Below are 19,337 nucleotides of genomic sequence, written 5' to 3'. Positions count from 1 at the left end.
GACGCCGCCCGGGCACCCTCTCCCGGGATGAGCCGACGCCGCCGCGCAACGACGACGCCGTCACCCCCTAGACTTCTCTGCGCGAGCCAGGCAGTCGCGGAGGTGCTTTCGCCTTCGAGGAAAGTCCGGACATCACAGGGCAGGGCGGTCGGGACACCGACCCGGGGAAACCCGCGGGAAAGTGCCACAGAAACACACCGCCGATGGCCGCGGCCGAGGACGTCCCGGTCGTGGCACAGGCAAGGGTGAAAGGGTGCGGTAAGAGCGCACCGGCGTCACGGTGACGTGGCGGCCAGGCAAACCCCGTCCGATGCAAGGCCAAGCAGGACCGTTCGCAGGTTGCCCGCCGAGGTCCAGGTCGGCCGCAGAGATGGATGGCTGCTCAACGACAGAATCCGGCTTACCGGCTCGCTAAGGGAAGACCCCGCCTCGGCGGGGTCTTCCTATGAGAGCTCGGTGCCGCAGTCGGTGCAGGCGCCGGCGACGGGCTTCGGCCCCGCGCCGTACCGAGGACGGACGTCGCCGCCGCAGACCAGGCACGTACCGGCATGCGCCGAGGCCAGGCCCTCCCATGCGGCGACGACGACGTCCTCGAAGGTCCGCCGCTCCGGCGCCGGAGCTTCGGGCGTCGCGGCGACGGTGAACCGCGGCCTCTCCGGGCGCGGTTCCTCGAGCTGGTCGAGGAGCGAAGGCTGATAGGCGAGCGCGGCCACCGTCACACGCTGCGGAAGAGGCCGACCACCCGCCCGAGCACGCGAACGTCGCGCGAGCGGATCGGCTCCATCGTCTTGTTCTCGGGCTGGAGGCGGATGTGGTCCTCCTCGCGGAAGAACCGCTTGACCGTCGCCTCCTCCCCCACCATCGCGACCACGATCTCGCCGTCCGTCGCGGTGTCCTGCTCCCGCACCACGACGAAGTCGCCCTCGAGGATCCCGGCGTCGATCATCGACTCGCCCTTGATCCGGAGGATGAACTGGCCGCTGTCGCCGCCGGCCTCCGCCGGCACGCTCACGTAGTCCTCGATGTTCTCCTCGGCGAGCACCGGAGCACCCGCGGCGACCTGGCCCACGACCGGCAGCCCGCTGTTGCCGACGATCGACTGGACACCCTCCGAGACGGCGTCCCGGACCCCGCCGATCGCACGATCGAGCAGCTCGATCGCGCGCGGCTTCGACGGGTCGCGGCGGAGAAGGCCGGCCTTCTCGAGGTTCGCGAGATGAGCATGCACCGTCGAGGACGAGGCCAGCCCGACGGCCTTGCCGATGTCCCGCACGGTCGGCGGGTAGCCATGCTTGCCCGAGTACGACTTGATGAAGTCGAAGATCTCCTGCTGGCGCTTCGTCAGGTCCACGGGCGGGCGCTCCTCTGCTGGGGTTTCGACGACATGAGCGAACATGTGTTCGGGAAGGTAGCGAGGCCTGCCGACGGAATCAACCGCGCTAGGATGATCCGCCCACGCGCCGGTGGCGGAATTGGTAGACGCGCAAGGTTGAGGGCCTTGTGGGGGATAACCCCGTGGAGGTTCGAGTCCTCTTCGGCGCATGTTCAAGCGGGCCCGCGAAAGCGGGCCTTCTTCGTTGAGCGGCCGGTCCGAGACCGCCCCTCTCGGGGCCTCGAGAATCGAGTTCGTTCCACGCAGGTCAGCAAGGTCAGACCGTGCACGGATGTAGTCCTCTGTAGGGCGCGGAGCCGACCGGAGTTCCGTCGTCCGGTCGCTGATGGTCAGACCGAGACGGGCAACTCGGCGATGACGACGGTGCCGGCGCCGGGTGGACTATCGACGCGCAGCCGTCCTCCGAGCGCCGCTACCCGGTCACTCATGCCCACGAGCCCGTTACCGCTTGGATCGGCTCCGCCGACGCCGTCGTCACGGATCTCCAAGCGCAGTACGTCGTCGGAAAGGACGGTGGTCACCCGGGCCGTCGTGGCCTGCGCGTGCTTGACGGCGTTGGTCAGTGCCCCGGCGACGATGAAGTAGGCGCTCGCCTCTATGTCAGGCGGAAGCCGAGTGCGCGTCACCTGCGCTTCGACGGGAAGGCTGAGCCGAGACACGAGGCCCTCGACACCCGCGGCAAGGCCGCCGCGTGCGAGGACCGCAGGGAGAAGGCCGTGCGACAGCTCGCGGAGCTCGGCATGGCTCTGCTCCGCTGAGTCCAGCGCCTCGCCCAGCAGGGCTGCGGCCTCGTCCGGGTCCTCGGCGAACGCGCGCCGTGCGAGCTTCAAGGTCAGGATCGTGTGCACCAGGCGCTGCTGGGCCCCGTCGTGCAGGTCGCGCACGACCCGCCGCCGCGCCTCGTTCCCGGCGGCCAGCACACGCGCGCGCGATGCGGTCAGCTCATCTCGGCTGTGGGTGTTCGCGATCACCGTATCGATCAGCTCCGCGAACTCCCCCACGCGTCGCTCGGCCTCCGCGGACGGCTGCTCCTCTCCGACCCAGCTCGCGGTGAGCACGCCCCACACCCGTCCCTCGACGGTGATCGGAGCGCCGACCGTCACGTTGAGGTTCGCGCGACGAGCGAGCTCGGCGGGCAGCCTCGTCCCTTCGTGCCCCCAGTCGATCCGCGACGACCGGCCCGTTCGCAGAACCCGCCTGCTCACGCTGTCGCCGTCGAGCGGCACCCGGTCCCCGACCGTCGGGATCCCCGGCGACCCGCCGAACGTGGCGAGGAAGAAGACCGACTCGGGGACGTCGAAGCGGGCAAGGGCGACGTGTCCGCCTCCGAGGATCTCCGCCATCTCGAGGCAGACGGCCTCGAAGACCTCCACCGGAGGCCGGCCCTCGGCGACGAGGGTGGCGACCCGCCGCAGGGCTGCCTGCTCGTCGGCGAGGCGTTGCGCCTCGGCACGGGCTGCCGCGTTCGCGATCGCGGTCGCCACGAGCTCCGTGAACTGCGCGAGGCGCCGCTCCGTGTCGGCCGGGAACGGCGCGGCTTCGTAGTGCGCTACGACCATCGCTCCCCAGAGCCCGCCCTGCACGAAGATCGGCGCACCCACGGCGGAACGGATCCCGTGGACCTTGGCGTGGTCGGCGATGGCGCCGTCTGCTGCGGCGTAGTCGTCCACGCGCACCGGCCGCTGTTCGTGGAACACCCTGGCGGTGACGCCGCTGCCATCGACGGGGAGCCTCGCGTCGACTCGGATGCCCGACGGTGGCTGCTCGCCCCACACGGCCACGACTGTCGCCTCGCGGTCGCGTCCGTAGCGGAGGATCGCGGCGTCGACATGCGTTCCGAGAAGGGTCGCCACCTCCTCGGCGACCTTCGCCATCACCCGATCCGGCGACGACGCCTCGGCCACCAGCATCGCGACGCGCCGCAACGCCGCCTGCTCCTCGGCCATCCGCGCCAGGCCTGCGCGGCTTTCCGCGTTCGCGATCGCCGTCGCCAACAGCTCTGTGAACGCCGACAAGCGCGTCTCCAGGTCCGCCGGGACCGTCTCCGCCCCCGATACGCCGGCGGTCATCACGCCCCACACCTGGCCATCGATCACGACCGGCGCGTCGGCCGCCGAGCGGTCTCCCCCTCCGCGCTCGGCGGGACCCCCCGCGCTCCAGCCCGCCAGGTGGGTGATGGCCCCCTCCGCTTCGTAGCGCCCCAGGCTCGCGTGGTCGACCGGGAGGACGCGGCCGGCCTCCTCGACCACCGCGGCGAACACCTCTTCGGGCGGCGCGCCGCGCGCCGCCAGCGTCGCGATGCGCCGCACCGCGGCCTGCTCCTCGGCTAGCCGCCCAGTCGTCAACGCGTCGGCCACTTCGGCGCGAATGCTACGTCGGGGAACGCGCTCCGATCGACCCTGCCGGTTCCGCCTCCCGAAGGAGGCGGAACACCGCAGGTCCGCGGAGTGGCCGGTGGGTCTGCGAGCCAGGGCCGGCCCGCTCGAGGCGGGTTCGGGCCGCGTGGCCGATCCGGGAGACTCGCGCAACCGCTCCTGTCTCCGGATGCTCCCGTCGCGGACGCCGAAGTCGATCGGGGCCGACGCTCGATCGATGCCCGGTGCCGATCAGCGGTCCGTCACGGCGGCGAGACGAGCGGGCGGTAGCGCTCGCGGAGGCGCATGTCGCCGCATTCGCGCAGGAAGGCGAGCCGCTCGTCGCGGGCGCCCGTCCACTCGCCGTCGGCCACGCGGCTCTGGCGCTGGACCCAGCCGACGCGCGCGCGACGGCGAGCCTGGAACCGGGCGAGCGCCTCTGTCCCGGCGCAGACGGACTCCGCGAGGACCACGGCGTCCTCGAGCGCCATCGCCCCTCCCTGCCCCATGTTCGGCATGGTCGCGTGCGCGGCGTCGCCGACGAGCACAGTCCTGCCGCTCGGGTGGTCGTCGAGCTCGACGGTCTCGATCGAGGCGACGTGCACCTGCTCGTCACGGTCAAGCGTCGCGAGGAAGTCGCGCACGATCCCCCCGAAGCCGGCGAAGCTGTCCCGGAGACGCCGCAGCCGGCCTTCGAGCGGGTCTTCGAGCGCAGGGCGCTGGATCACGCCGAAGGCGCTCGTCGCGCGGGCGCCGATCGCGAGAAGCCCGAAGAAGCGCCCGTCGCCGACGAAGGTCGCCAGCCCATCCAGGTCCTTCGGACGCCAGTCGGCGACCGCCCGCCACACCATCGCGCCGGCGTAAGCCGGACGGCGATCGCGGAGACCCGAGTGGACGCCGTCCGCCCCGACCACGAGGTCGAAGGCGTCGAGGTCGACCTCGCTGACATCGACCCCGAGCCGGCACGGGACGTCGCTCGCGGCGTCGATCAGGATCTCGTGCAGGCGGGGTCGCGCGATGCCGATCGTGGGCCCGGTGTGCTGCCACATCAGGTCGAGATCGGTCTCGAACAGCGCTCGATCGTGGGCGTCGCGGAACGTCCACCGGCGGAGCACCGCCCCGTCGCGCTCGACCGCCTCGCCGACGCCCAGCCGGTGCAGGACCCGCATCGCGTTCGCGTGCATCACGATGCCGGACCCCGCCCTCGGCCAGGACCGCCGGCGTTCGATCAGCTCCGGGGCCAGGCCGGCCTGGCGCAGCGCGATCGCAGCGGACAGCCCGGCGATGCCTCCGCCGACGATCAGGATCCGCATGCACCGCAGCGTCGACTCAGGGCCCGGTGGCGTCGACACTCAAGACCGTGTGCTCGATAGCGATCCGCGATCGCCCCGGCCGGCGGGCGGGCGTAGCGTCGAGGCTGTCCGACTCTCGAGGAGGCCCTGATGTCCAGCTCCGGCACCGGCGAGCAGGTCACGACCGTGCTCGACTTCCCGTCGCGCGACGGGCTGTCCGTGCAGGCGGCCCGTGTGGACTACGACCCGGGCGGCTTCACCCGCGGCACCCATCGGCATCCAGCCGGCGCGTACGTCTACGTCCTGAGCGGCAGCGTGGAGTTCGGAGTCGACCGGGGCGCACCCTTCGTCCTGCACGCCGGCGAGTCGTTCTTCGAGCAGCCGGGAGCGCTGCATTCGATCTCGCGGAACGCGAGCGAGGACGCGCCCGCGAGCCTCATCGCCTTCTTCGTGCTCGGCGACGGCGAGGAGCCGACGGTCGCCGAGGGCGACTGAGGCAACGATGCGCGTTCTCAGGCTGCGCCCGCCCGGAGGCCTCGCCGATCTGGCGGTCGAGGCGGCCGCGCGCCCCGACCCGCGCGACGGACAGGTGCTCGTCCGGGTGCACGCCGCAGCGATCACGCGCGGCGAGCTCGAGTGGCCGGCCGATCGCCTGCCGGCGATCCCCTCGTACGAGCTGTCGGGCGTCGTCGAGGAGACGGGGCCCGGCGTCACCGCAGTCGCAGTGGGAGACGAGGTCTTCGCGCTCACCCCGTTCGACCGCGACGGCGTCGCGGGCGACTACACGGCGCTGCCCGCGTCCGTGCTCGTCGCCCGGCCGCGTTCCGTCAGTCATTCCGAGAGCGCCGCGATCCCGTTGCCCGCGCTTACGGCGTGGCAAGCGCTCTTCGACCACGGCCGGCTCCGCGCGGGCGAGCGCGTCCTCGTCCATGGGGCCGCCGGTGCGGTCGGCGCGCTCGCGGTGCAGCTCGCCCGCGCGCACGGCGCGCACGTGATCGGGACCGCGAGAACGGCCGATCTGGAGGCGGTCCGCGACATCGGCGCCAACGCGGCCCTCGACGCGGCGACGTGGTCGGACGACCTCGACGCGCACGTCGATCTCGTCCTGGACACCGCCGGTGGCGAGCGGCTGACCCGCTCCGCCGACGCCCTTGGCACGGATGGGCGGCTCATCTCGATCGCGGAGCCCCCGCCCGGCGACGGCGTGTTCTTCATCGTCGAGCCCAACGGCGACCAGCTCGCGTCGATAGCGCGGCTCGTCGACGGCGGCGAGCTGCGTCCGCCGCGCATCGAGGCGTTCCCGCTCGAGGCGGCACGTGACGCGTTCGAGCGCAGCCTGCAGCCCGGGCCGCACGGCAAGGCGGTGCTGACGCTCTCCTGACGGCGCCTTGTGCGCTCAGGCCGCGTCGGAGCCGAGCGGCTCGCGCGTGCATGGTAGGCGCGCGGTCAGCAGCGTCCCGCCGCCGGGCGGGCTCTCGATCTCGAGGCGCCCGCCCAGCGCGTCGACGCGGTCGGCCACGCCCATGAGGCCGTGGCCGCCGGGCTTCGCGCCGCCGACGCCGTCGTCGCGCACCTCGAGGACGAGGTCATCGCCCTCGAGCTCGGCGCGCACGCTCGCCCGCGTCGCCCGTGCATGCTTGACGACGTTCGTCAGCGCCTCGGCGACGATGAAGTAGGCGCTCGCCTCGATGTCCGCAGCCAGCCGCCGACCCGAGACGGCGAGCCGCACCGGGATGCTCAGGCGCGAGACGAAGGCATCGATGCCGTTGCGCAGCCCGCCGTCCGTGAGGGCCGCAGGCAGGATCCCGTGCGCGAGCTCGCGCACCTCCGCCGTGGCCTGCTCGGCCGCAGCAAGCGCCTCGGCGAGATGCCCCTCGGCGTCGCCGTTGCCCTGGCGCAGCGCCCGCTGCGCGAGCTTCAGCGTGATGACGGTGTGCACGAGCCGCTGCTGGGCGCCGTCGTGCAGGTCGCGGACGACTCGGCGCCGCGCCTCGTCGCCGGCGGCGAGCACGCGGGCGCGCGACGCGTTGAGCTGGTCACGGCTGTCGGCGTTGGCGATCGCCGTGTCGAGCAGCTCGGCGAATCCGGCGAGCCGGTCCTCCGTGTCCTCCGGCGCCGTGCGGCCGGTCCAGATCGCCACGAGGACGCCCCAAGTCCGGCCCTCGACCACGACCGGCGCCGCGACCACCGAAGTCGCGCCGGTGCCGCGCGCGTACTCCCCGATCTCGCCAGTCGCCTCGGTGTAGTCGTCGAGCCGCGCGGCCCGCCCCGTGCGCACGACCTCGGAGGTGACGTTGATGCCTCCGAGCGGGTAGCGCCCGCCGACCTCCACGAAGTCGGCGCCCCGCGTCGCGACGACCGTCAGCTCGTCGTCGTGGGAACGTGCGAGCGTGACGGCCTCGGCGCCGAGGACGCCGGCGACCTCCGCGGTCACGGCGTCGAAGACCGCACCGGGCGTAGCCCCCTGCGCGACCTGCGTCGCGATGCGGCGCAGCGCCGCCTGCTCGTCGGCCAGACGCGCGACCTCGGCACGCGCGTCCGCGTTCGCGATCGCCGTCGCCATCAGCTCGGTGAACTGGCCGATGCGCTCCTCCGTCGCCGCGTCGAACGGGGTGTGCTTGGACGTGGCGATCATCACGCCCCACGTCCGCCCGCCCACCACGACGGGGACGCCGATCGAGTACCGGATCCCCAGCCGGCGGATCGTCTCGGCGATGGCCCCCGCGGCGCCGTCGTAGCTGTCCATGCGCGCCGAGCTGCCGGTGCGGAGCACCCGCGCTGACACGCTGTCGCCCTCGAGCGGGAAGCGCGCTCCGATCGGGACGCCGGGATTGCTGCCCCACTGCGCGACGCTGACGACGGCGCTGTCCGCCTCGTAGCGCCCGAGGTGCGTGGCGCCCACGTTGAGCACCTCGCCCACCTCCCGCCCTACGGCGGCGAACACAGCCTCCGGCGAGGTCTCCTCGGCGACCAGCGTGGCGACCCGCCGCAGGGCGGCCTGCTCGATCGCCGCGCGGCGGGCGTCGGTGACGTCGCGACCGGCTGCGTAGAAGAGCCCCTCCTCCGGGACGACGCGCGTGCTCCACTCGACCCACCGCACCGACCCGTCCTTGCAGACCACCCGGTTCTCGATCGCGACGATGGGCTCCCCCTGCGCGAGCGCTCCCGCAGCCTCGTCCATGCGCTCGCGATCGTCGGGGTGGGCGAACTCGACCCACGGTCGCGACATCAGCTCCTCGCGCGAGTACCCGAACACCTCGAACGCCGGGTTGAACCGCCTCAGGTACCCGTCGAAGCCGGCGACGGCGAGCAGCGCCGGCGACATCGTGAAGATCTGCTCGGCTTCGCGCTCGGCGCGAAGGCGACCGGCGTGCGAAGCGTCAGTGTCCCGCGGATCCCCGTCTTCTGCCAACGCGATGGCCCCCCCCAAGTGGCTCCCGTGAGCTGCCGGGATTATGCCCGACGTCAACACCGATCACCGGATCGTCATCCGCTCTCGCCGGACGCCCGATCGCGGTGCAGCGTTCGACCGCATGACCACCATCGCCGGCATCCCGATCCCCGACAGCACCATCGCACGTGAGGCGACCGAGGTCGTACGCGACGCGGCGAGCAAGCTCCTGTTCGACCACTCGCGGCGCGTGTTCCTCTGGGCCTCGCTGCGGGCCGAGAGGCTCGCACTCGAGTACGACCCCGAGCTGCTCTACGTCAGCGCGATGTTCCACGACCTCGGGCTCGCCGAGGGGCACCGGTCCGAGCACGAGCGCTTCGAGATCGACGGCGCCAACGCGGCGCAGGACTTCCTCGAGCGCCACGCCGTGCCGGCGGAGCACGTGGCGGTCGCCTGGGACGCGATCGCGCTGCACACGACACGCGGCATCCCCGCCTACAAGCAGGCAGAGGTGAGGCTGGTCCAGCTCGGCGTCCAGTACGACGTCGTGGGCGAGGGCTACGACGAGCTGTCCGCGCAACAGCGGCAGGCGGTACTCGACGCGCACCCGCGCATCGACTTCAAGCGAGGCATCGTCCAAGCGTTCTCGGCGGGCTTCTGCCACAAGCCCGAGACCACGTACGGGACCATCAACGCGGACATCCTCGCGGCCACCATCCCGGGGTACGTGCGTCCGGACTTCGTCGACCGCATCAACCGGGCGCCGTTCGAGTCCTGAGCTCGCTGCGGCTCAGAAGGGGTACCGCGACCGGCGCGGGTCGTACACGACGAGCACGGGGACCGGGCTGTGGTGGAGCAGGTCGTGGCTGACGCTGCCGAGCGGCGCGGAACGAAGCCCGTCGTGGCGGCGCGAGCCGACGACGACCAGGTCGTGCGCGCCGTCGCGGATCTCGTCGAGCACCGCCCGGCCGACCGGCTGGCCGCGCTTCACGACCGTCGCGACCTCGACGTCGCGCGGCACCAGCCGGCGCGCCCGGTGCAGCACCGCCTCGGCGGCCGCCTCGGCTTCGTGCAGGACGGTCACGACCAGGCTGCCCGCGAGCGCGAAGCCCGCCGCCGGCAGCGTGGCGGCCACGCTCATGAGCGTGAGCCGCGCTGCCCCGGCGCGCGCCAGGCCGACCGCGTGCGCGAGCGCGAACTCGGCGTGCCGCGAGCCGTCGAGGGCGATCAGGATGTCGCGGAAGGCGCGCCCTCCCGGCGTCATGCGGCGTTCACCTCGAGCAGGGCCGCCGCCCGCTCCTCGTCGTCGACCGCCGCGCGGTACGCCGCGTAGGCGCCCGCCTTGTGCGCCCGCGGCGCGTCGGACCAGGCCTGGTAGAGCGCGGTCGCGACGTGCGCGGCCAGCAGCCAGCTCTCGTGGAGGTCCGCCGCCGAGCGGCCGCAGCCGGTGTCGCGCAACGACGTGATCAGAAGCGGCGTGGGGAACGGGCGTCCGTCACTGAGCACTGGGGGACTCCTTCGTCGGGGATGCCAGGTCTGTGTGCAGCCGGTGATCGAAGGCGCCGGCGAGCTGGCCGACTGCGCGGCCCGTGCCGTTCCCGAGCTGCTCGACCGTCCCGCCGAGGTGATCGACGAGTCGGAAGAGCAGCTGCGGGTTGCGATCGATCGTCTCCATGACCCGGTCGACCATCTGCGCCACGTGGGCGAGGCGCACCTTGAGCGTCGCCTCGGCCTCCACGCCCTGGATCCCGAGTCGCACGCGCTCGAGCGACACGTCGGCGCCGACGTCGATCCGCAGCAGGTCGTGGACGTGGGCCTGCAGAGCGACGCGGGCCTGGAGGCCGTCGACCTCGAGGTCGATGTCGCTGACCTTCAGAGAGGGGACGTCGAGCAGGACGTCGGGCTCGCCGGCTGCGGCGGGCACGACCGGCACGACAGGCGCGCTGACGGGCTCGGGGGCGCGGGTGGCGTGGGTGACGTGCCGGGTGCGATAGGCGCGGTACCTCGCGTGCGCGGCGGTCACGAGATCGCCGAGGGCTGGACGGCGCGTCTTGAAGGGAAGCTCCACGTGCAACAGCGTCGACGCGTGGAGGCGCGGCGCAATCGTCCATGGGAATCACGTCGTCGGCGGTCGCGCTCGGTGCGGGGGGCGGGCGGACCTAGCGTCGCCGGAGCGGCAGACGCCGCACCGTCGGCAACAACGAGAGGAGCTGCACCATGGGCATCATCGCCTGGATCATCCTCGGCCTCCTGGCCGGGGCCCTCGCCAAAGCCATCATGCCGGGGGACGACCCGGGCGGGTTCTTCGTCACGCTCATCATCGGGATGCTCGGCGCCGTCATCGGCGGCCTGATCGGTGAGCTGGTCGGGTTCGGCGGCCTCGGCTCGTTCTTCGAGCTGCGCACCTGGATCCTCGCCGTCATCGGATCGCTCGTGCTCCTCGCGATCGTGCGCGCGGCGACGTCGGACCATCACCACCGCGGCCCGCTGACGCAGCGATGATCGACGGCATGCTCAAGCGTCGCCGCGCGCGCAGGCGGCGGAAGAACGCGATGAAGGCCGTGACCGCCGCCGCCGGGACCGCCCGGCTCGCCCTGCACCACGCTCGGACCAAGCTGGGCACCTGACCAGGCAGGCACGCGCCCTCCCCGCCCGCCGGCCTCGCGGCCGGCGGGCGGCGCGCGCCGTCCTCCAGGCCTTTACCGGGCCGCGCGCGAAGCGCGAAGATGGCGTTCTCGGAGGGCTCCTGGATGAGGCCGCGAAAGACACTCGCCGTCAGGCGCGCGCTCGCCGCCGCCGCGGCGGCCCTCGGCGCCGGCCGCGGGCGGCGCGCGAGGACCCGGGCCGACCTCGATCGGCTCTTCGTGCTCTCGACCGACCTCGTCGCGATCGCCGACTTCGACGGGCGCTTCATCCGCGTCAACCCGGCCGTGGAGCGGATCCTGGGCTACACGCCGGAGGAGTTCCTCGCTCGTCCGTACGAGGAGCTCGTCCACCCCGAGGACATCGAGCGGACCGCCGCCGAGATCGGCTCGATCACCGCCGGCAGGACGACGGTCTCCTTCGAGAACCGCTACCGGCGCAAGGACGGCGCGTACCGGATCCTCGAGTGGAAGGCGACGCCGGTCGTCGAGGACGGGCTGATGTACGGCGTGGGCCGCGACGTGACCGAGCGGCGGCGCATCGACGCGGTGCAGACCGCACTGCGTCGCGTGGCGACGCTGGTGGCGCGCGAGGCGTCGCAGGGCGAGGTCGTCGCCGCGATCGCGGATGAGCTGCAGTGGCTGCTCGGCACCGAGGAGTTCCGCATCGTGCGCTACGACGAGGAGGGGACCGCCGCCGTGGTAGCGAGCACGGGTGCGCTGGCGGCGCGATTCGGCGTCGGGTCGCGGCTACCGCTCGGCGGGCACAACGCGACCTCGCTCGTCGCCGGGACGGGGCGGCCCGCGCGCATCGACGACCAGAGCACGCTCAGCGGGATGATCGGCGCCGAGATGCGGGCAATCGGCATCCGCTCGGTAGTGGGCACGCCGATCACCGTCGAGGGCTGCCTCTGGGGAGCGATGATCGCGGGGACGACCCGCGGCGAGCCGCTCCCGGCCGACACGGAGGCGCGTCTCGGGGCGTTCACCGAGCTCATGGCGAGCGCGATCGCCAACACCGAGTCGCACGCGCGCGCCGAGCGGCTGGCCGCCGAGCAGGCGGCGCTGGGCCGGGTCGCGACGCTCGTCGCCTCCGGCTGCGCACCCGACGAGATCCTCGCCGCGGTCGGCGACGAGGTGCGCGCGGTCGTGGGCAACGAGCTGACGAGCATGTTCCGCTGTGAGCCGGGCGACATCCTCACGCTCGTCGCGGTCCGCGCCCGCGGCCCGGTCCCCGACGGCCTCGTGGGGAAGCGGCTTCCGATGCGCGGCTCCTTCGCCGCGTTCCTGGAGGCCGGCCGTCCCGTCCTGCTCGACGAGGAGGCAACGGCGCAGTGGATGACCGACCTGCCGGAGGCGGCGCCGCTCGCCCTGAGGTCCGCGATCGGCGTCCCGATCATCGTCGGGGGACGTCCCTGGGGCGCGATCTTCGTCTGCGACACGAAGGCCGACGGGCTGCCGCGGGAGGTCGAGAAGCCGTTCGTGCAGTTCACCGAGCTCGTGGCGACTGCGATCGCCAACGCCCAGGCGCGTTCGGAGCTCCGCATGCTCGCCGAGGAGCAGGCGGCGCTGCGGCGCGTCGCGACCCTCGTGGCGGAGGACGTCGCGCCCGAGGAGCTCTTCACCGCGGTCGCCCGCGAGGCCGGGACCCTGCTCGGCGGCGACCTGTCCGGGCTGGGCCGCTTCGAGGGCGGCGACGTCATCGCGGTGGGCGTGTGGGCCGCGGACGGCCGGCATCCACGCTATGCGCCGCGCTGGCACATGCTGGAGAACGACCCGGCGTCAACGGTGGCCGCCACGGGCCAGGCGGTGCGCCGGGACGACTGGAGCGAGGCCACCGGCTTCGTCGCCAAGCTCTTCCACAAGGCGGGGATGCGGTCCTCGGTGGCGACGCCCGTCGTCGTCGAGGGGACGCTGTGGGGAGCCCTCGCCCTCCACTCGCGGCGGCCGGCCGCCTTCGGCGCGGACACGGAGACGCGCATGCGCCAGTTCACCGACCTGCTCGGCACGGCGCTCGCGAACGCCCACGCGCGCGGCGAGCTCGCGCGGCTCGCGCACGAGCAGGCGTCGCTGCGGCGGGTCGCGACGCTCGTCGCCGAAGGGGCGCCCCCCGCGGCGGTGTTCGACGCCGTCACGGCCGAGATGCTCGCCGTGCTCGGCGCGGACGACGTGACGCTCGGCCGTCACGAGCCGGACGGCGGCGTGAGCGTCGTCGCGCACCGCGGATCGGGCCCCGCCAAGGACGATCGGCCCCCCGTCACCGTCAGTGCGCCGATCGTCCTCGAGGGCAGGCCCTGGGGCGTCTTGACCGCGAGCTGGCGCGGCGACGACCCGTTGCCCGTCGACACCGAGGCGAGGATGGCTGAGTTCGCCGAGCTGCTCGACACGGCGATCGCCAACGCCGACAGCCGCGAGCAGCTCACGGTGTCCCGGGCGCGGCTGCTCAGCGAAGCGGACGACGCCCGGCGGAAGGTCGTGCGCGACCTGCACGACGGCGCGCAGCAGCGGTTGGTGCACACGATCCTGAGCCTGAAGCTCGCGCAGCGCGCGCTCCGCGAGGGCGACGGCTCGGCCCACTCCGTGCTCGACGAGGCGCTGGCGTCGGCGGAGCAGAGCAACCGCGAGCTGCGCGAGCTCGCCCACGGGATCCTGCCCACCGTGCTCACGAGCGGCGGCCTGCGGTCCGGCGTCGAGTCGCTCGTGGAGCGCCTCGATCACCGCGTGGACGTGGATGTGACAGGCGAGCGATTCGCGGCCGAGATTGAGGCAAGCGCGTACTTCATCGTCGCCGAAGCGCTGACCAACGTCGTCAAGCACGCGGGCGCTCGGCGCGCCGCCGTACGGGCGTCCGTGCGCAGTGGCGCGCTCCGGGTGGAGATCGCCGACGACGGCGCCGGCGGCGCGGACCTGAGCGGTCACGGGCTCGTCGGGATGAGCGACCGCGTCAGCGCGCTCGGCGGCCGGCTCTCGATCGACAGCCCCGTGGGGCGTGGGACGGTCGTCGTCGCGAGCCTGCCTCTGATCTGCGGGCCCGATCGGGCGATCGCGGCCGCCTCTTGAGGCCCGCCGGGCCCGCCTCAACGTGATCGGTCTGTGACCCGTCTGAGGAGCCGGCCCGAATGATCCTCCGCTACGACCGCCTCGGCGTCGACATCCCGTCCGGCGACCCGGATCCCGCGGGCGCGATGGCCGTGCAGGAGCTGATGGGCGGGCGCTTCGGCGAGATGTCGACGCTCATGAACTACACGATGCAGTCGTTCAGCTTCCGCGGTCGCAGGGAGCTGCGGCCGTTCTACGACCTCATCGCCAACATCGCCGCCGAGGAGTACGGCCACGTCGAGGCGGTCGGCGCGACGATCACGTCGATGCTCACCGGCGCCGACGCACGCGAGATCGTCCGCAGCGGCAACCCGGCCCACGCCCTCAAGTCGGGCAAGGGCGTGTTGCCGGTCGACTCCGGCGGCGCGCCGTGGACCGGCGACTACGTGTTCTCCTCCGGCGATCTCGTCGAGGACCTCACGCACAACTTCTTCCTCGAGACCGGCGCGCGCAACGGCAAGCTGAAGGTCTACGAGGCCGTCGACCACCCGGCGGCGCGCGCGCTGACCGGCTACCTGCTCGTCCGCGGCGGCGTCCACCAAGTCGCCTACGCCCGCGCGCTCGAGCTGCTCACCGGCGTCGACCTGACGAGGTCGTTCCCGATGCCGCGCATCGCGACCGAGAAGATCCCGGAGTGCCGTCCGCACCTCGCGCGCGGCTCGCACCGGACGCTCTACCGGTTCTCCCCCGAGGACTACGTGGAGCTCACCGCCGTCTTCAAGGGCACGCATCCGGAGACCGGCGAGGAGCTCCGCGTCGAGCATCCCGCGCCGGAGGGGTTCGCGTGGCCCGAGCAGCCTGCGGAGACCGACGTGTTCGCCCCCGACTACGCGCCCGACGAGATCGCCGAGATCGCCCGGCGGCTGCGCCGGGAGGCCGGCTTCGGTGACGGCACAACACGACGCGCCGCGTAGGTCGCTCGGCGCCGAGGTCGCGGTCGCGCTCGCCGTCGGCCTCGCGGCCTTCATCGCCGTCTCCGTGACGCTCGCGGCCGCCGAGTCGGACCTCGCGGCGGTGCCGCTCGGCCTCCTCTCGGTCGCCGCCGTCCTGGTGCTGATGCGCGCCGGAGCCGCGGTCCTCGCGATCCCGGTCGCGATCGCGGTCCTCGTCGGCTTCGACTGGTACCGGTTCCCGCCGACCCACGCCGAGGCGCTGCCGGACGCGCAGAACCTCTTCACGCTCGGGGCCTACCTCCTCACCGGGGTAGCCATCGGCCAGCTCGCGATCCGCGCCACGCGCCGCGCCGACTTGTCCGAGGCGGCGCGCATCGAGCTCGCAGATGAGCAAGCCGCGCTGCGCCGCGTCGCGACGCTCGTCGCCCAGGGCGCGTCGCAGGCCGACGTCTTCGCGGCGGTTGCCCGGGAGACGCGCGACCTGCTGGGCACAGAGGAGAGCAGGCTGTGGCGCTACGAGGACGACAAGCGCGCGGTGATCGTCACCGGGGCCGGCGAGCTCGCGGACCTGCTGCCCACCGGCACGCGGGTCGAGTTGGTAGACGAGAACGCCACGTCGATCGTGCACCGGACCGGCCGGTCGCTCCGGATCGACGGCTACGGCCGCGCCACCGGCGGGCCGGTCGCAGAGGCGGTGAGCTCTGCGGGCATCCGCGCCGCCGTGGCCGCCCCAGTCGTCGTCGACGGGCGGCTGTGGGGCTGCGTCGTCACCGCAACGACGCGGGGCGACGTGCTGCCGCCAGACAGCGAGCTGCGGCTCGCGGAGTTCACCGAGCTGATGGGGATCGCCATCGCGAACGCTCACAGCTGCGACCAGCTCATGGCCTCGCGCGCGCGTCTGCTGACGGCCGGCAACGACGCGCGGCGCCGTGTCGTGCGCGATCTCCATGACGGCGCGCAGCAGCGGCTCGTCCACACCGTGGTGACGCTCAAGCTCGCGCAGCGCGCTCTGCGGGCCAACGCCTGCGGCGACGCGCAGCGCCTGCTCGCCGAGGCGCTCGAGCAGGCCGAGGCCGGCAACGACGAGCTGCGCGAGCTCGCGCACGGGCTGCTACCAGCGACGCTCGCGCGCGGCGGCCTCCTGGCCGGCGTCGACGCCCTTGTCTCGCGGCTGAGCGTCCCGGTTCGCGTCGCCATCCCGTACGACCGCTTCCCGGCCGAGATCGAGGCGAACGCCTACTTCATCGTCGCCGAGGCGCTGACGAACGTCGTGAAGCACTCGCGCGGGTCGCGCGGAGGTCGACGTCTCGGTGTGCGGAGACAGGCTGCAGATAGAGGTCCGTGACGACGGCATCGGCGGCGTCGACCCCTCGGGCCAAGGGCTCGTCGGCCTCCGCGACCGCGCCACGGCGCTTGGCGGCCACCTCGACGTCGGCGCCGGCCCCGACGGCGGGACGTGCGTGGCCGCGATGCTCCCGCTGCCGCCGCGCTGAGGATCAGCGCGGGTCGTGCACGATCAGCACGGGAACCGGGCTGTGGTGCAGCACGTCGTGGCTCACGCTGCCGAGCAGGGCGGACCCGATCGCGCCGCGACCCCTCGACCCGACCACAACGAGATCGTGACCGCCGTCGCGGATCTCGCGGATGATGGCGGGCGCAACGGGCTCGTCGTCGGGCGCGACCGTCCCGACCTCGACGCCGGCCGGGACGCGGTCGCGCGCCCGCTGAACCAGCTCCAGGGCATCGATCTCGGCGTCGTGCATCGCCGCGACGGCGATCTCGCCGCCGCCCGCGATCGGGTATCCGGTGGCGGGGATCGACGAGACGACGTTGATGATCGTCAGGCGCGCGTGCTCGGCGCGGGCGAGGTCGATGGCGTGCGACAGCGCGAGCTCGGCGTGCGACGAGTCGTCGACCGCCACCAGGATGCGGTGGAACATCAGGCCGCGACCGGGACGGAGGGCGCCGACTCGACGGCGCGCAGGCGCGCGGACGCGGCGACCGTGCTGAGGAGGCGCTCGGTGACCGGGCTCGCTGCGTCCGGCCGTGTGAGCACGGCGGTCTGGAACGCGGGCTCGGCGGTGGCGAGGTGGACGAAGTGCACGCCGGGTGCGCGGTACCGGTCGGCGGCCGCCTCCGGGATCAGCGCCACCCCGGCGCCCATGGCGACGCTCAGCAGCGCGTCCTCGACCCGCGGTTCGGCCGCCTCGACGAAGGTGGGCGACAGGCCGGCGTCGCGGCACATCGAGACCACCGCGCTGTGGAAGGCGGGGTTCGCGTCGCGGGGAAGCACCACCACGCGTTCGGGCGCGAGCTGCTTGAGGCCGATCGACTGCGCGAGGGCGCTCGGGTGGCTGAACGGGAGCGCGGCGACGGCGCACTGCGGCGCGAGCGGCGTGACGCGCAGGCCCGCGACGGGGACGGGCAGGGCCGCGATGACCGCGTCGAGCTCGCCGTTGCGCAGGCTCTGCACGAGCCGCAGCGCCGGGCCGGTCTCGAGTTCGACGTCCATCGCCGGGAACGACGAGGCGACGACGCGCAGCGCGCGTGGCACGCTCGCCGGCAGCGAGTCGGCCAGGTAGCCGACGCGCAGCCGGAGCGCCGCGCGGTCGCCGGCGCTGCGGGCGACCTGCTGGGCGACGTCGGCGCCGCGCAGGACCCGGCGGGCCTCTTCGAGCATCGCGGTGCCGGCGGGCGTCAGCGCGACGCTGCGCTGCGTGCGGTCGAACAGGCGCACCCCGAGCTCCTGCTCGAGCTTGCGGATCTGCTCGCTCACCGCCGGCTGCGCGACGTGCAGCCTCTCGGCCGCCCGCCGGAAGTGCAGCTCCTCGGCGACGGCGACGAAGTACCTGAGATGACGGAGCTCCATGACGTCTGCTCAGATCCGGCGACGCGGCGGCCGGGGCGGCCGGGGCGTCATGCCGTCGAAGGTGTGGGCGCTGCCGCGCCGGGTTTCCACGACCTTGCTGTCCTGCATCCGGTCTCCCCCTCGAGCACATCCGATGACCATGCCGGAAGCGTCCATCGCGGGGGCCGACCTCGGAATGCCCGCGTGCCCGAGACGTTCGTGGGGCGTCCCGGAACACGAGGTCGGGCTAACCCGAACTGGGAGCCGAAAGCTTCGGGTTGTCCCTACCCAGCGGGCTCCCGGGGGGTGGGATGATCCCCCCATGGAGGTGTCGGTGCTGGTCGTCGACGACGACCCCGTCTTCAGGGGGCTCGTCCGGCGTGTCCTCGACGGCGGGCGGCTCGTCGTCATCGGCGAGGCCGAGACGATCGCGGAGGCGGAGCACGCGGCGTCCGAGCTGCGACCCGACGCGGTGCTCGTCGACGTCGGCCTGCCCGACGGCAACGGCATCTCGCTCGCGCGCTGGCTCACTGCGCAGCCGTGGTCGCCGCGGGTCGTGCTGACCTCGACCGACCCCGACGCCGCGTCCGCCGAGGACGTGCGCGACGCCGGAGCCGGCGCGTTCGTCGCGAAGTCCGACCTGCCGAACTCCCGGATCGAGGATCTCCTCGCCGGGACGTCCGAAAGCTGAGCGGGTGTAGGTAGAGTCGCGTGATGTCGGTCTCGCTGCGTGTGGTCATCGGTGAGGACGACGTGCTCCTGCGCGAGGGCATCGCCCGGCTCCTCGGCGAGGCCGGCCACGACGTCGTCGCCAAGGCCGGCGACGCCGATGACCTGCTGCGCAAGGCGCTCGCGCACACCCCCGACGTGGTCATCGCCGACGTGCAGATGCCGCCGCACCACAGCGACGACGGCCTGCGCGCCGCGCTCGAGCTGCGGCGCCAGCGGCCCGAGACGGGCGTGCTCGTGCTGTCGCAGTACTACGAGGAGCAGTACGCGCTGGACCTGATCGGCGAGCGGGCCGAGGGCGTCGGCTACCTGCTCAAAGAGCGCGTCGGCGACGTCGACGCCTTCCTGCAGGCCGTCGAGCGCGTGGCCGGCGGCGGCAGCGCGCTGGACCCGGAGGTCGTCGGCCGCATGCTCGGCAGGCGCCGGCCGCGTGGCCCGCTCGAGAACCTCAGCCCGCGCGAGCGCGAGGTTCTCGCCGGGATGGCGGAGGGCAAGTCGAACCACGGGATCGCCGAGACGCTCGTCGTCAGCGACGCGACCGTGGAGAAGCACGTGACGGGCATCTTCCAGAAGCTCGACCTCGGCCCCACGCCGCTCGAGCACCGGCGCGTGATGGCCGTCCTCACCTACCTGCGCGACTCGCGGAACTGATCACGCGAGAGGCGACGCCTCTCGCGCGCCCCCGCGCCCGTGCGT

General features: G+C 73.2%; 20 protein-coding genes, 1 tRNA gene and 1 other RNA gene. 12 read left to right on the top strand and 10 right to left on the bottom strand.

Annotated elements, in window-relative coordinates:
* Positions 1 to 78 precede the first annotated feature (78 nt).
* Positions 79 to 419: RNase P RNA component class A (gene rnpB, locus AC1UE4_RS01065), an RNA gene on the top strand.
* Positions 420 to 443: 24 nt separating this feature from the next.
* Here the strand turns inward: rnpB and AC1UE4_RS01060 are convergent.
* Together AC1UE4_RS01060 and lexA are read right to left on the bottom strand one after the other, a co-directional pair.
* On the bottom strand, positions 444 to 713 hold the full coding sequence (locus tag AC1UE4_RS01060) for a hypothetical protein (protein WP_482915367.1): 270 nt from the start codon (positions 711 to 713) through the stop codon (positions 444 to 446).
* Between the two features lie 2 nt (positions 714 to 715).
* On the bottom strand, positions 716 to 1,396 hold the full coding sequence (gene lexA / locus AC1UE4_RS01055; protein WP_482915366.1) for a transcriptional repressor LexA: 681 nt from the start codon (positions 1,394 to 1,396) through the stop codon (positions 716 to 718).
* A gap of 61 nt (positions 1,397 to 1,457) precedes the next feature.
* Between lexA and AC1UE4_RS01050 the strand changes: the two genes are divergently transcribed.
* Positions 1,458 to 1,542 (top strand) — tRNA-Leu (locus tag AC1UE4_RS01050).
* A 180-nt stretch (positions 1,543 to 1,722) separates the two neighbouring features.
* Here AC1UE4_RS01050 and AC1UE4_RS01045 read toward each other — a convergent pair.
* Both AC1UE4_RS01045 and AC1UE4_RS01040 read right to left on the bottom strand, forming a co-directional pair.
* Complete coding sequence (locus AC1UE4_RS01045) at positions 1,723 to 3,750, bottom strand: GAF domain-containing sensor histidine kinase (RefSeq protein WP_482915365.1); 2,028 nt, start codon at positions 3,748 to 3,750, stop codon at positions 1,723 to 1,725.
* Between the two features lie 260 nt (positions 3,751 to 4,010).
* Positions 4,011 to 5,060 carry an FAD-dependent monooxygenase gene (locus tag AC1UE4_RS01040; protein ID WP_482915364.1) on the bottom strand — a complete coding sequence of 350 codons (1,050 nt, stop codon included), beginning with the start codon at positions 5,058 to 5,060 and terminating at the stop codon, positions 4,011 to 4,013.
* Positions 5,061 to 5,189: 129 nt separating this feature from the next.
* Between AC1UE4_RS01040 and AC1UE4_RS01035 the strand changes: the two genes are divergently transcribed.
* Together AC1UE4_RS01035 and AC1UE4_RS01030 are read left to right on the top strand one after the other, a co-directional pair.
* On the top strand, positions 5,190 to 5,534 hold the full coding sequence (locus AC1UE4_RS01035) for a cupin domain-containing protein (RefSeq protein ID WP_482915363.1): 345 nt from the start codon (positions 5,190 to 5,192) through the stop codon (positions 5,532 to 5,534).
* A 7-nt stretch (positions 5,535 to 5,541) separates the two neighbouring features.
* A complete protein-coding gene (locus AC1UE4_RS01030) occupies positions 5,542 to 6,420 on the top strand; it encodes an NADP-dependent oxidoreductase (RefSeq protein ID WP_482915362.1) in 879 nt (292 codons plus the stop codon).
* 15 nt (positions 6,421 to 6,435) lie between these two features.
* Here AC1UE4_RS01030 and AC1UE4_RS01025 read toward each other — a convergent pair whose 3' ends face one another.
* Positions 6,436 to 8,511, bottom strand: coding sequence for a GAF domain-containing protein (locus tag AC1UE4_RS01025; RefSeq protein ID WP_482915361.1), 2,076 nt, complete (start codon positions 8,509 to 8,511; stop codon positions 6,436 to 6,438).
* Positions 8,512 to 8,572: 61 nt separating this feature from the next.
* Here AC1UE4_RS01025 and AC1UE4_RS01020 point away from each other — a divergent pair, with 61 nt between their 5' ends.
* Positions 8,573 to 9,208: an HD domain-containing protein gene (locus tag AC1UE4_RS01020; protein WP_482915360.1), complete on the top strand. Its 636-nt coding sequence runs from the start codon at positions 8,573 to 8,575 to the stop codon at positions 9,206 to 9,208.
* Between the two features lie 12 nt (positions 9,209 to 9,220).
* Here the strand turns inward: AC1UE4_RS01020 and AC1UE4_RS01015 are convergent, their stop codons facing one another.
* The 3 genes from AC1UE4_RS01015 to AC1UE4_RS01005 are packed head-to-tail and all read right to left on the bottom strand — an operon-like array spanning position 9,221 to position 10,498.
* On the bottom strand, positions 9,221 to 9,694 hold the full coding sequence (locus AC1UE4_RS01015) for a universal stress protein (RefSeq protein ID WP_482915359.1): 474 nt from the start codon (positions 9,692 to 9,694) through the stop codon (positions 9,221 to 9,223).
* Positions 9,691 to 9,936: a hypothetical protein gene (locus AC1UE4_RS01010; RefSeq protein WP_482915358.1), complete on the bottom strand. Its 246-nt coding sequence runs from the start codon at positions 9,934 to 9,936 to the stop codon at positions 9,691 to 9,693. Before AC1UE4_RS01010 ends, AC1UE4_RS01015 begins: the two co-directional genes overlap by 4 nt.
* Positions 9,926 to 10,498 carry a hypothetical protein gene (locus AC1UE4_RS01005; protein WP_482915357.1) on the bottom strand — a complete coding sequence of 191 codons (573 nt, stop codon included), beginning with the start codon at positions 10,496 to 10,498 and terminating at the stop codon, positions 9,926 to 9,928. The genes AC1UE4_RS01010 and AC1UE4_RS01005 overlap by 11 nt, the downstream gene beginning before the upstream one ends.
* Before the next feature lie 149 nt (positions 10,499 to 10,647).
* Here AC1UE4_RS01005 and AC1UE4_RS01000 point away from each other — a divergent pair, with 149 nt between their 5' ends.
* From AC1UE4_RS01000 to AC1UE4_RS00980, 5 genes are all read left to right on the top strand, one after another.
* Positions 10,648 to 10,932 carry a GlsB/YeaQ/YmgE family stress response membrane protein gene (locus AC1UE4_RS01000; RefSeq protein ID WP_482915356.1) on the top strand — a complete coding sequence of 95 codons (285 nt, stop codon included), beginning with the start codon at positions 10,648 to 10,650 and terminating at the stop codon, positions 10,930 to 10,932.
* Positions 10,933 to 11,180: 248 nt separating this feature from the next.
* Positions 11,181 to 14,132, top strand: a complete 2,952-nt coding sequence (locus AC1UE4_RS00995) for a GAF domain-containing sensor histidine kinase (protein WP_482915355.1) — start codon at positions 11,181 to 11,183, stop codon at positions 14,130 to 14,132.
* 59 nt (positions 14,133 to 14,191) lie between these two features.
* Positions 14,192 to 15,085: a manganese catalase family protein gene (locus AC1UE4_RS00990; protein WP_482915354.1), complete on the top strand. Its 894-nt coding sequence runs from the start codon at positions 14,192 to 14,194 to the stop codon at positions 15,083 to 15,085.
* Entirely contained in the window at positions 15,057 to 16,409 is a 1,353-nt protein-coding gene (locus AC1UE4_RS00985; protein WP_482915353.1) for an ATP-binding protein, read from the top strand. Before AC1UE4_RS00990 ends, AC1UE4_RS00985 begins: the two co-directional genes overlap by 29 nt.
* Positions 16,375 to 16,557 (top strand): sensor histidine kinase, encoded by a 183-nt coding sequence (locus tag AC1UE4_RS00980; protein ID WP_482915352.1) that lies wholly within the window; start codon positions 16,375 to 16,377, stop codon positions 16,555 to 16,557. The genes AC1UE4_RS00985 and AC1UE4_RS00980 overlap by 35 nt, the downstream gene beginning before the upstream one ends.
* Positions 16,558 to 16,560: 3 nt before the next feature.
* On the opposite strand, the gene AC1UE4_RS00975 is transcribed toward AC1UE4_RS00980, so the two are convergent.
* Both AC1UE4_RS00975 and AC1UE4_RS00970 read right to left on the bottom strand, forming a co-directional pair.
* A complete protein-coding gene (locus AC1UE4_RS00975; RefSeq protein ID WP_482915351.1) occupies positions 16,561 to 17,004 on the bottom strand; it encodes a universal stress protein in 444 nt (147 codons plus the stop codon).
* Positions 17,004 to 17,933 carry a LysR family transcriptional regulator gene (locus tag AC1UE4_RS00970; protein WP_482915350.1) on the bottom strand — a complete coding sequence of 310 codons (930 nt, stop codon included), beginning with the start codon at positions 17,931 to 17,933 and terminating at the stop codon, positions 17,004 to 17,006. The genes AC1UE4_RS00975 and AC1UE4_RS00970 overlap by 1 nt, the downstream gene beginning before the upstream one ends.
* A gap of 301 nt (positions 17,934 to 18,234) precedes the next feature.
* Between AC1UE4_RS00970 and AC1UE4_RS00965 the strand changes: the two genes are divergently transcribed.
* Both AC1UE4_RS00965 and AC1UE4_RS00960 read left to right on the top strand, forming a co-directional pair.
* Complete coding sequence (locus AC1UE4_RS00965) at positions 18,235 to 18,603, top strand: response regulator (RefSeq protein WP_482915349.1); 369 nt, start codon at positions 18,235 to 18,237, stop codon at positions 18,601 to 18,603.
* 23 nt (positions 18,604 to 18,626) lie between these two features.
* On the top strand, positions 18,627 to 19,292 hold the full coding sequence (locus tag AC1UE4_RS00960) for a response regulator transcription factor (RefSeq protein WP_482915348.1): 666 nt from the start codon (positions 18,627 to 18,629) through the stop codon (positions 19,290 to 19,292).
* Positions 19,293 to 19,337 lie beyond the last annotated feature (45 nt).

The organism is Parviterribacter kavangonensis, assembly GCF_056863335.1.
This window is presented reverse-complemented; position numbering and strand designations above follow the sequence as displayed.

Coding starts and splice junctions, on each gene's coding strand:
- AC1UE4_RS00970 (WP_482915350.1), bottom strand. CDS start 17,933: ATGGAGCTCCGTCATCTCAGGTACTTCGTCGCCGTCGCCGAGGAGCTG.
- AC1UE4_RS01015 (WP_482915359.1), bottom strand. CDS start 9,694: ATGACGCCGGGAGGGCGCGCCTTCCGCGACATCCTGATCGCCCTCGAC.
- AC1UE4_RS01020 (WP_482915360.1), top strand. CDS start 8,573: ATGACCACCATCGCCGGCATCCCGATCCCCGACAGCACCATCGCACGT.
- AC1UE4_RS00960 (WP_482915348.1), top strand. CDS start 18,627: ATGTCGGTCTCGCTGCGTGTGGTCATCGGTGAGGACGACGTGCTCCTG.
- AC1UE4_RS00965 (WP_482915349.1), top strand. CDS start 18,235: ATGGAGGTGTCGGTGCTGGTCGTCGACGACGACCCCGTCTTCAGGGGG.
- AC1UE4_RS00975 (WP_482915351.1), bottom strand. CDS start 17,004: ATGTTCCACCGCATCCTGGTGGCGGTCGACGACTCGTCGCACGCCGAG.
- AC1UE4_RS00995 (WP_482915355.1), top strand. CDS start 11,181: ATGAGGCCGCGAAAGACACTCGCCGTCAGGCGCGCGCTCGCCGCCGCC.
- AC1UE4_RS01030 (WP_482915362.1), top strand. CDS start 5,542: ATGCGCGTTCTCAGGCTGCGCCCGCCCGGAGGCCTCGCCGATCTGGCG.
- AC1UE4_RS01035 (WP_482915363.1), top strand. CDS start 5,190: ATGTCCAGCTCCGGCACCGGCGAGCAGGTCACGACCGTGCTCGACTTC.
- AC1UE4_RS01000 (WP_482915356.1), top strand. CDS start 10,648: ATGGGCATCATCGCCTGGATCATCCTCGGCCTCCTGGCCGGGGCCCTC.
- AC1UE4_RS01040 (WP_482915364.1), bottom strand. CDS start 5,060: ATGCGGATCCTGATCGTCGGCGGAGGCATCGCCGGGCTGTCCGCTGCG.
- AC1UE4_RS00990 (WP_482915354.1), top strand. CDS start 14,192: ATGATCCTCCGCTACGACCGCCTCGGCGTCGACATCCCGTCCGGCGAC.
- lexA (WP_482915366.1), bottom strand. CDS start 1,396: ATGTTCGCTCATGTCGTCGAAACCCCAGCAGAGGAGCGCCCGCCCGTG.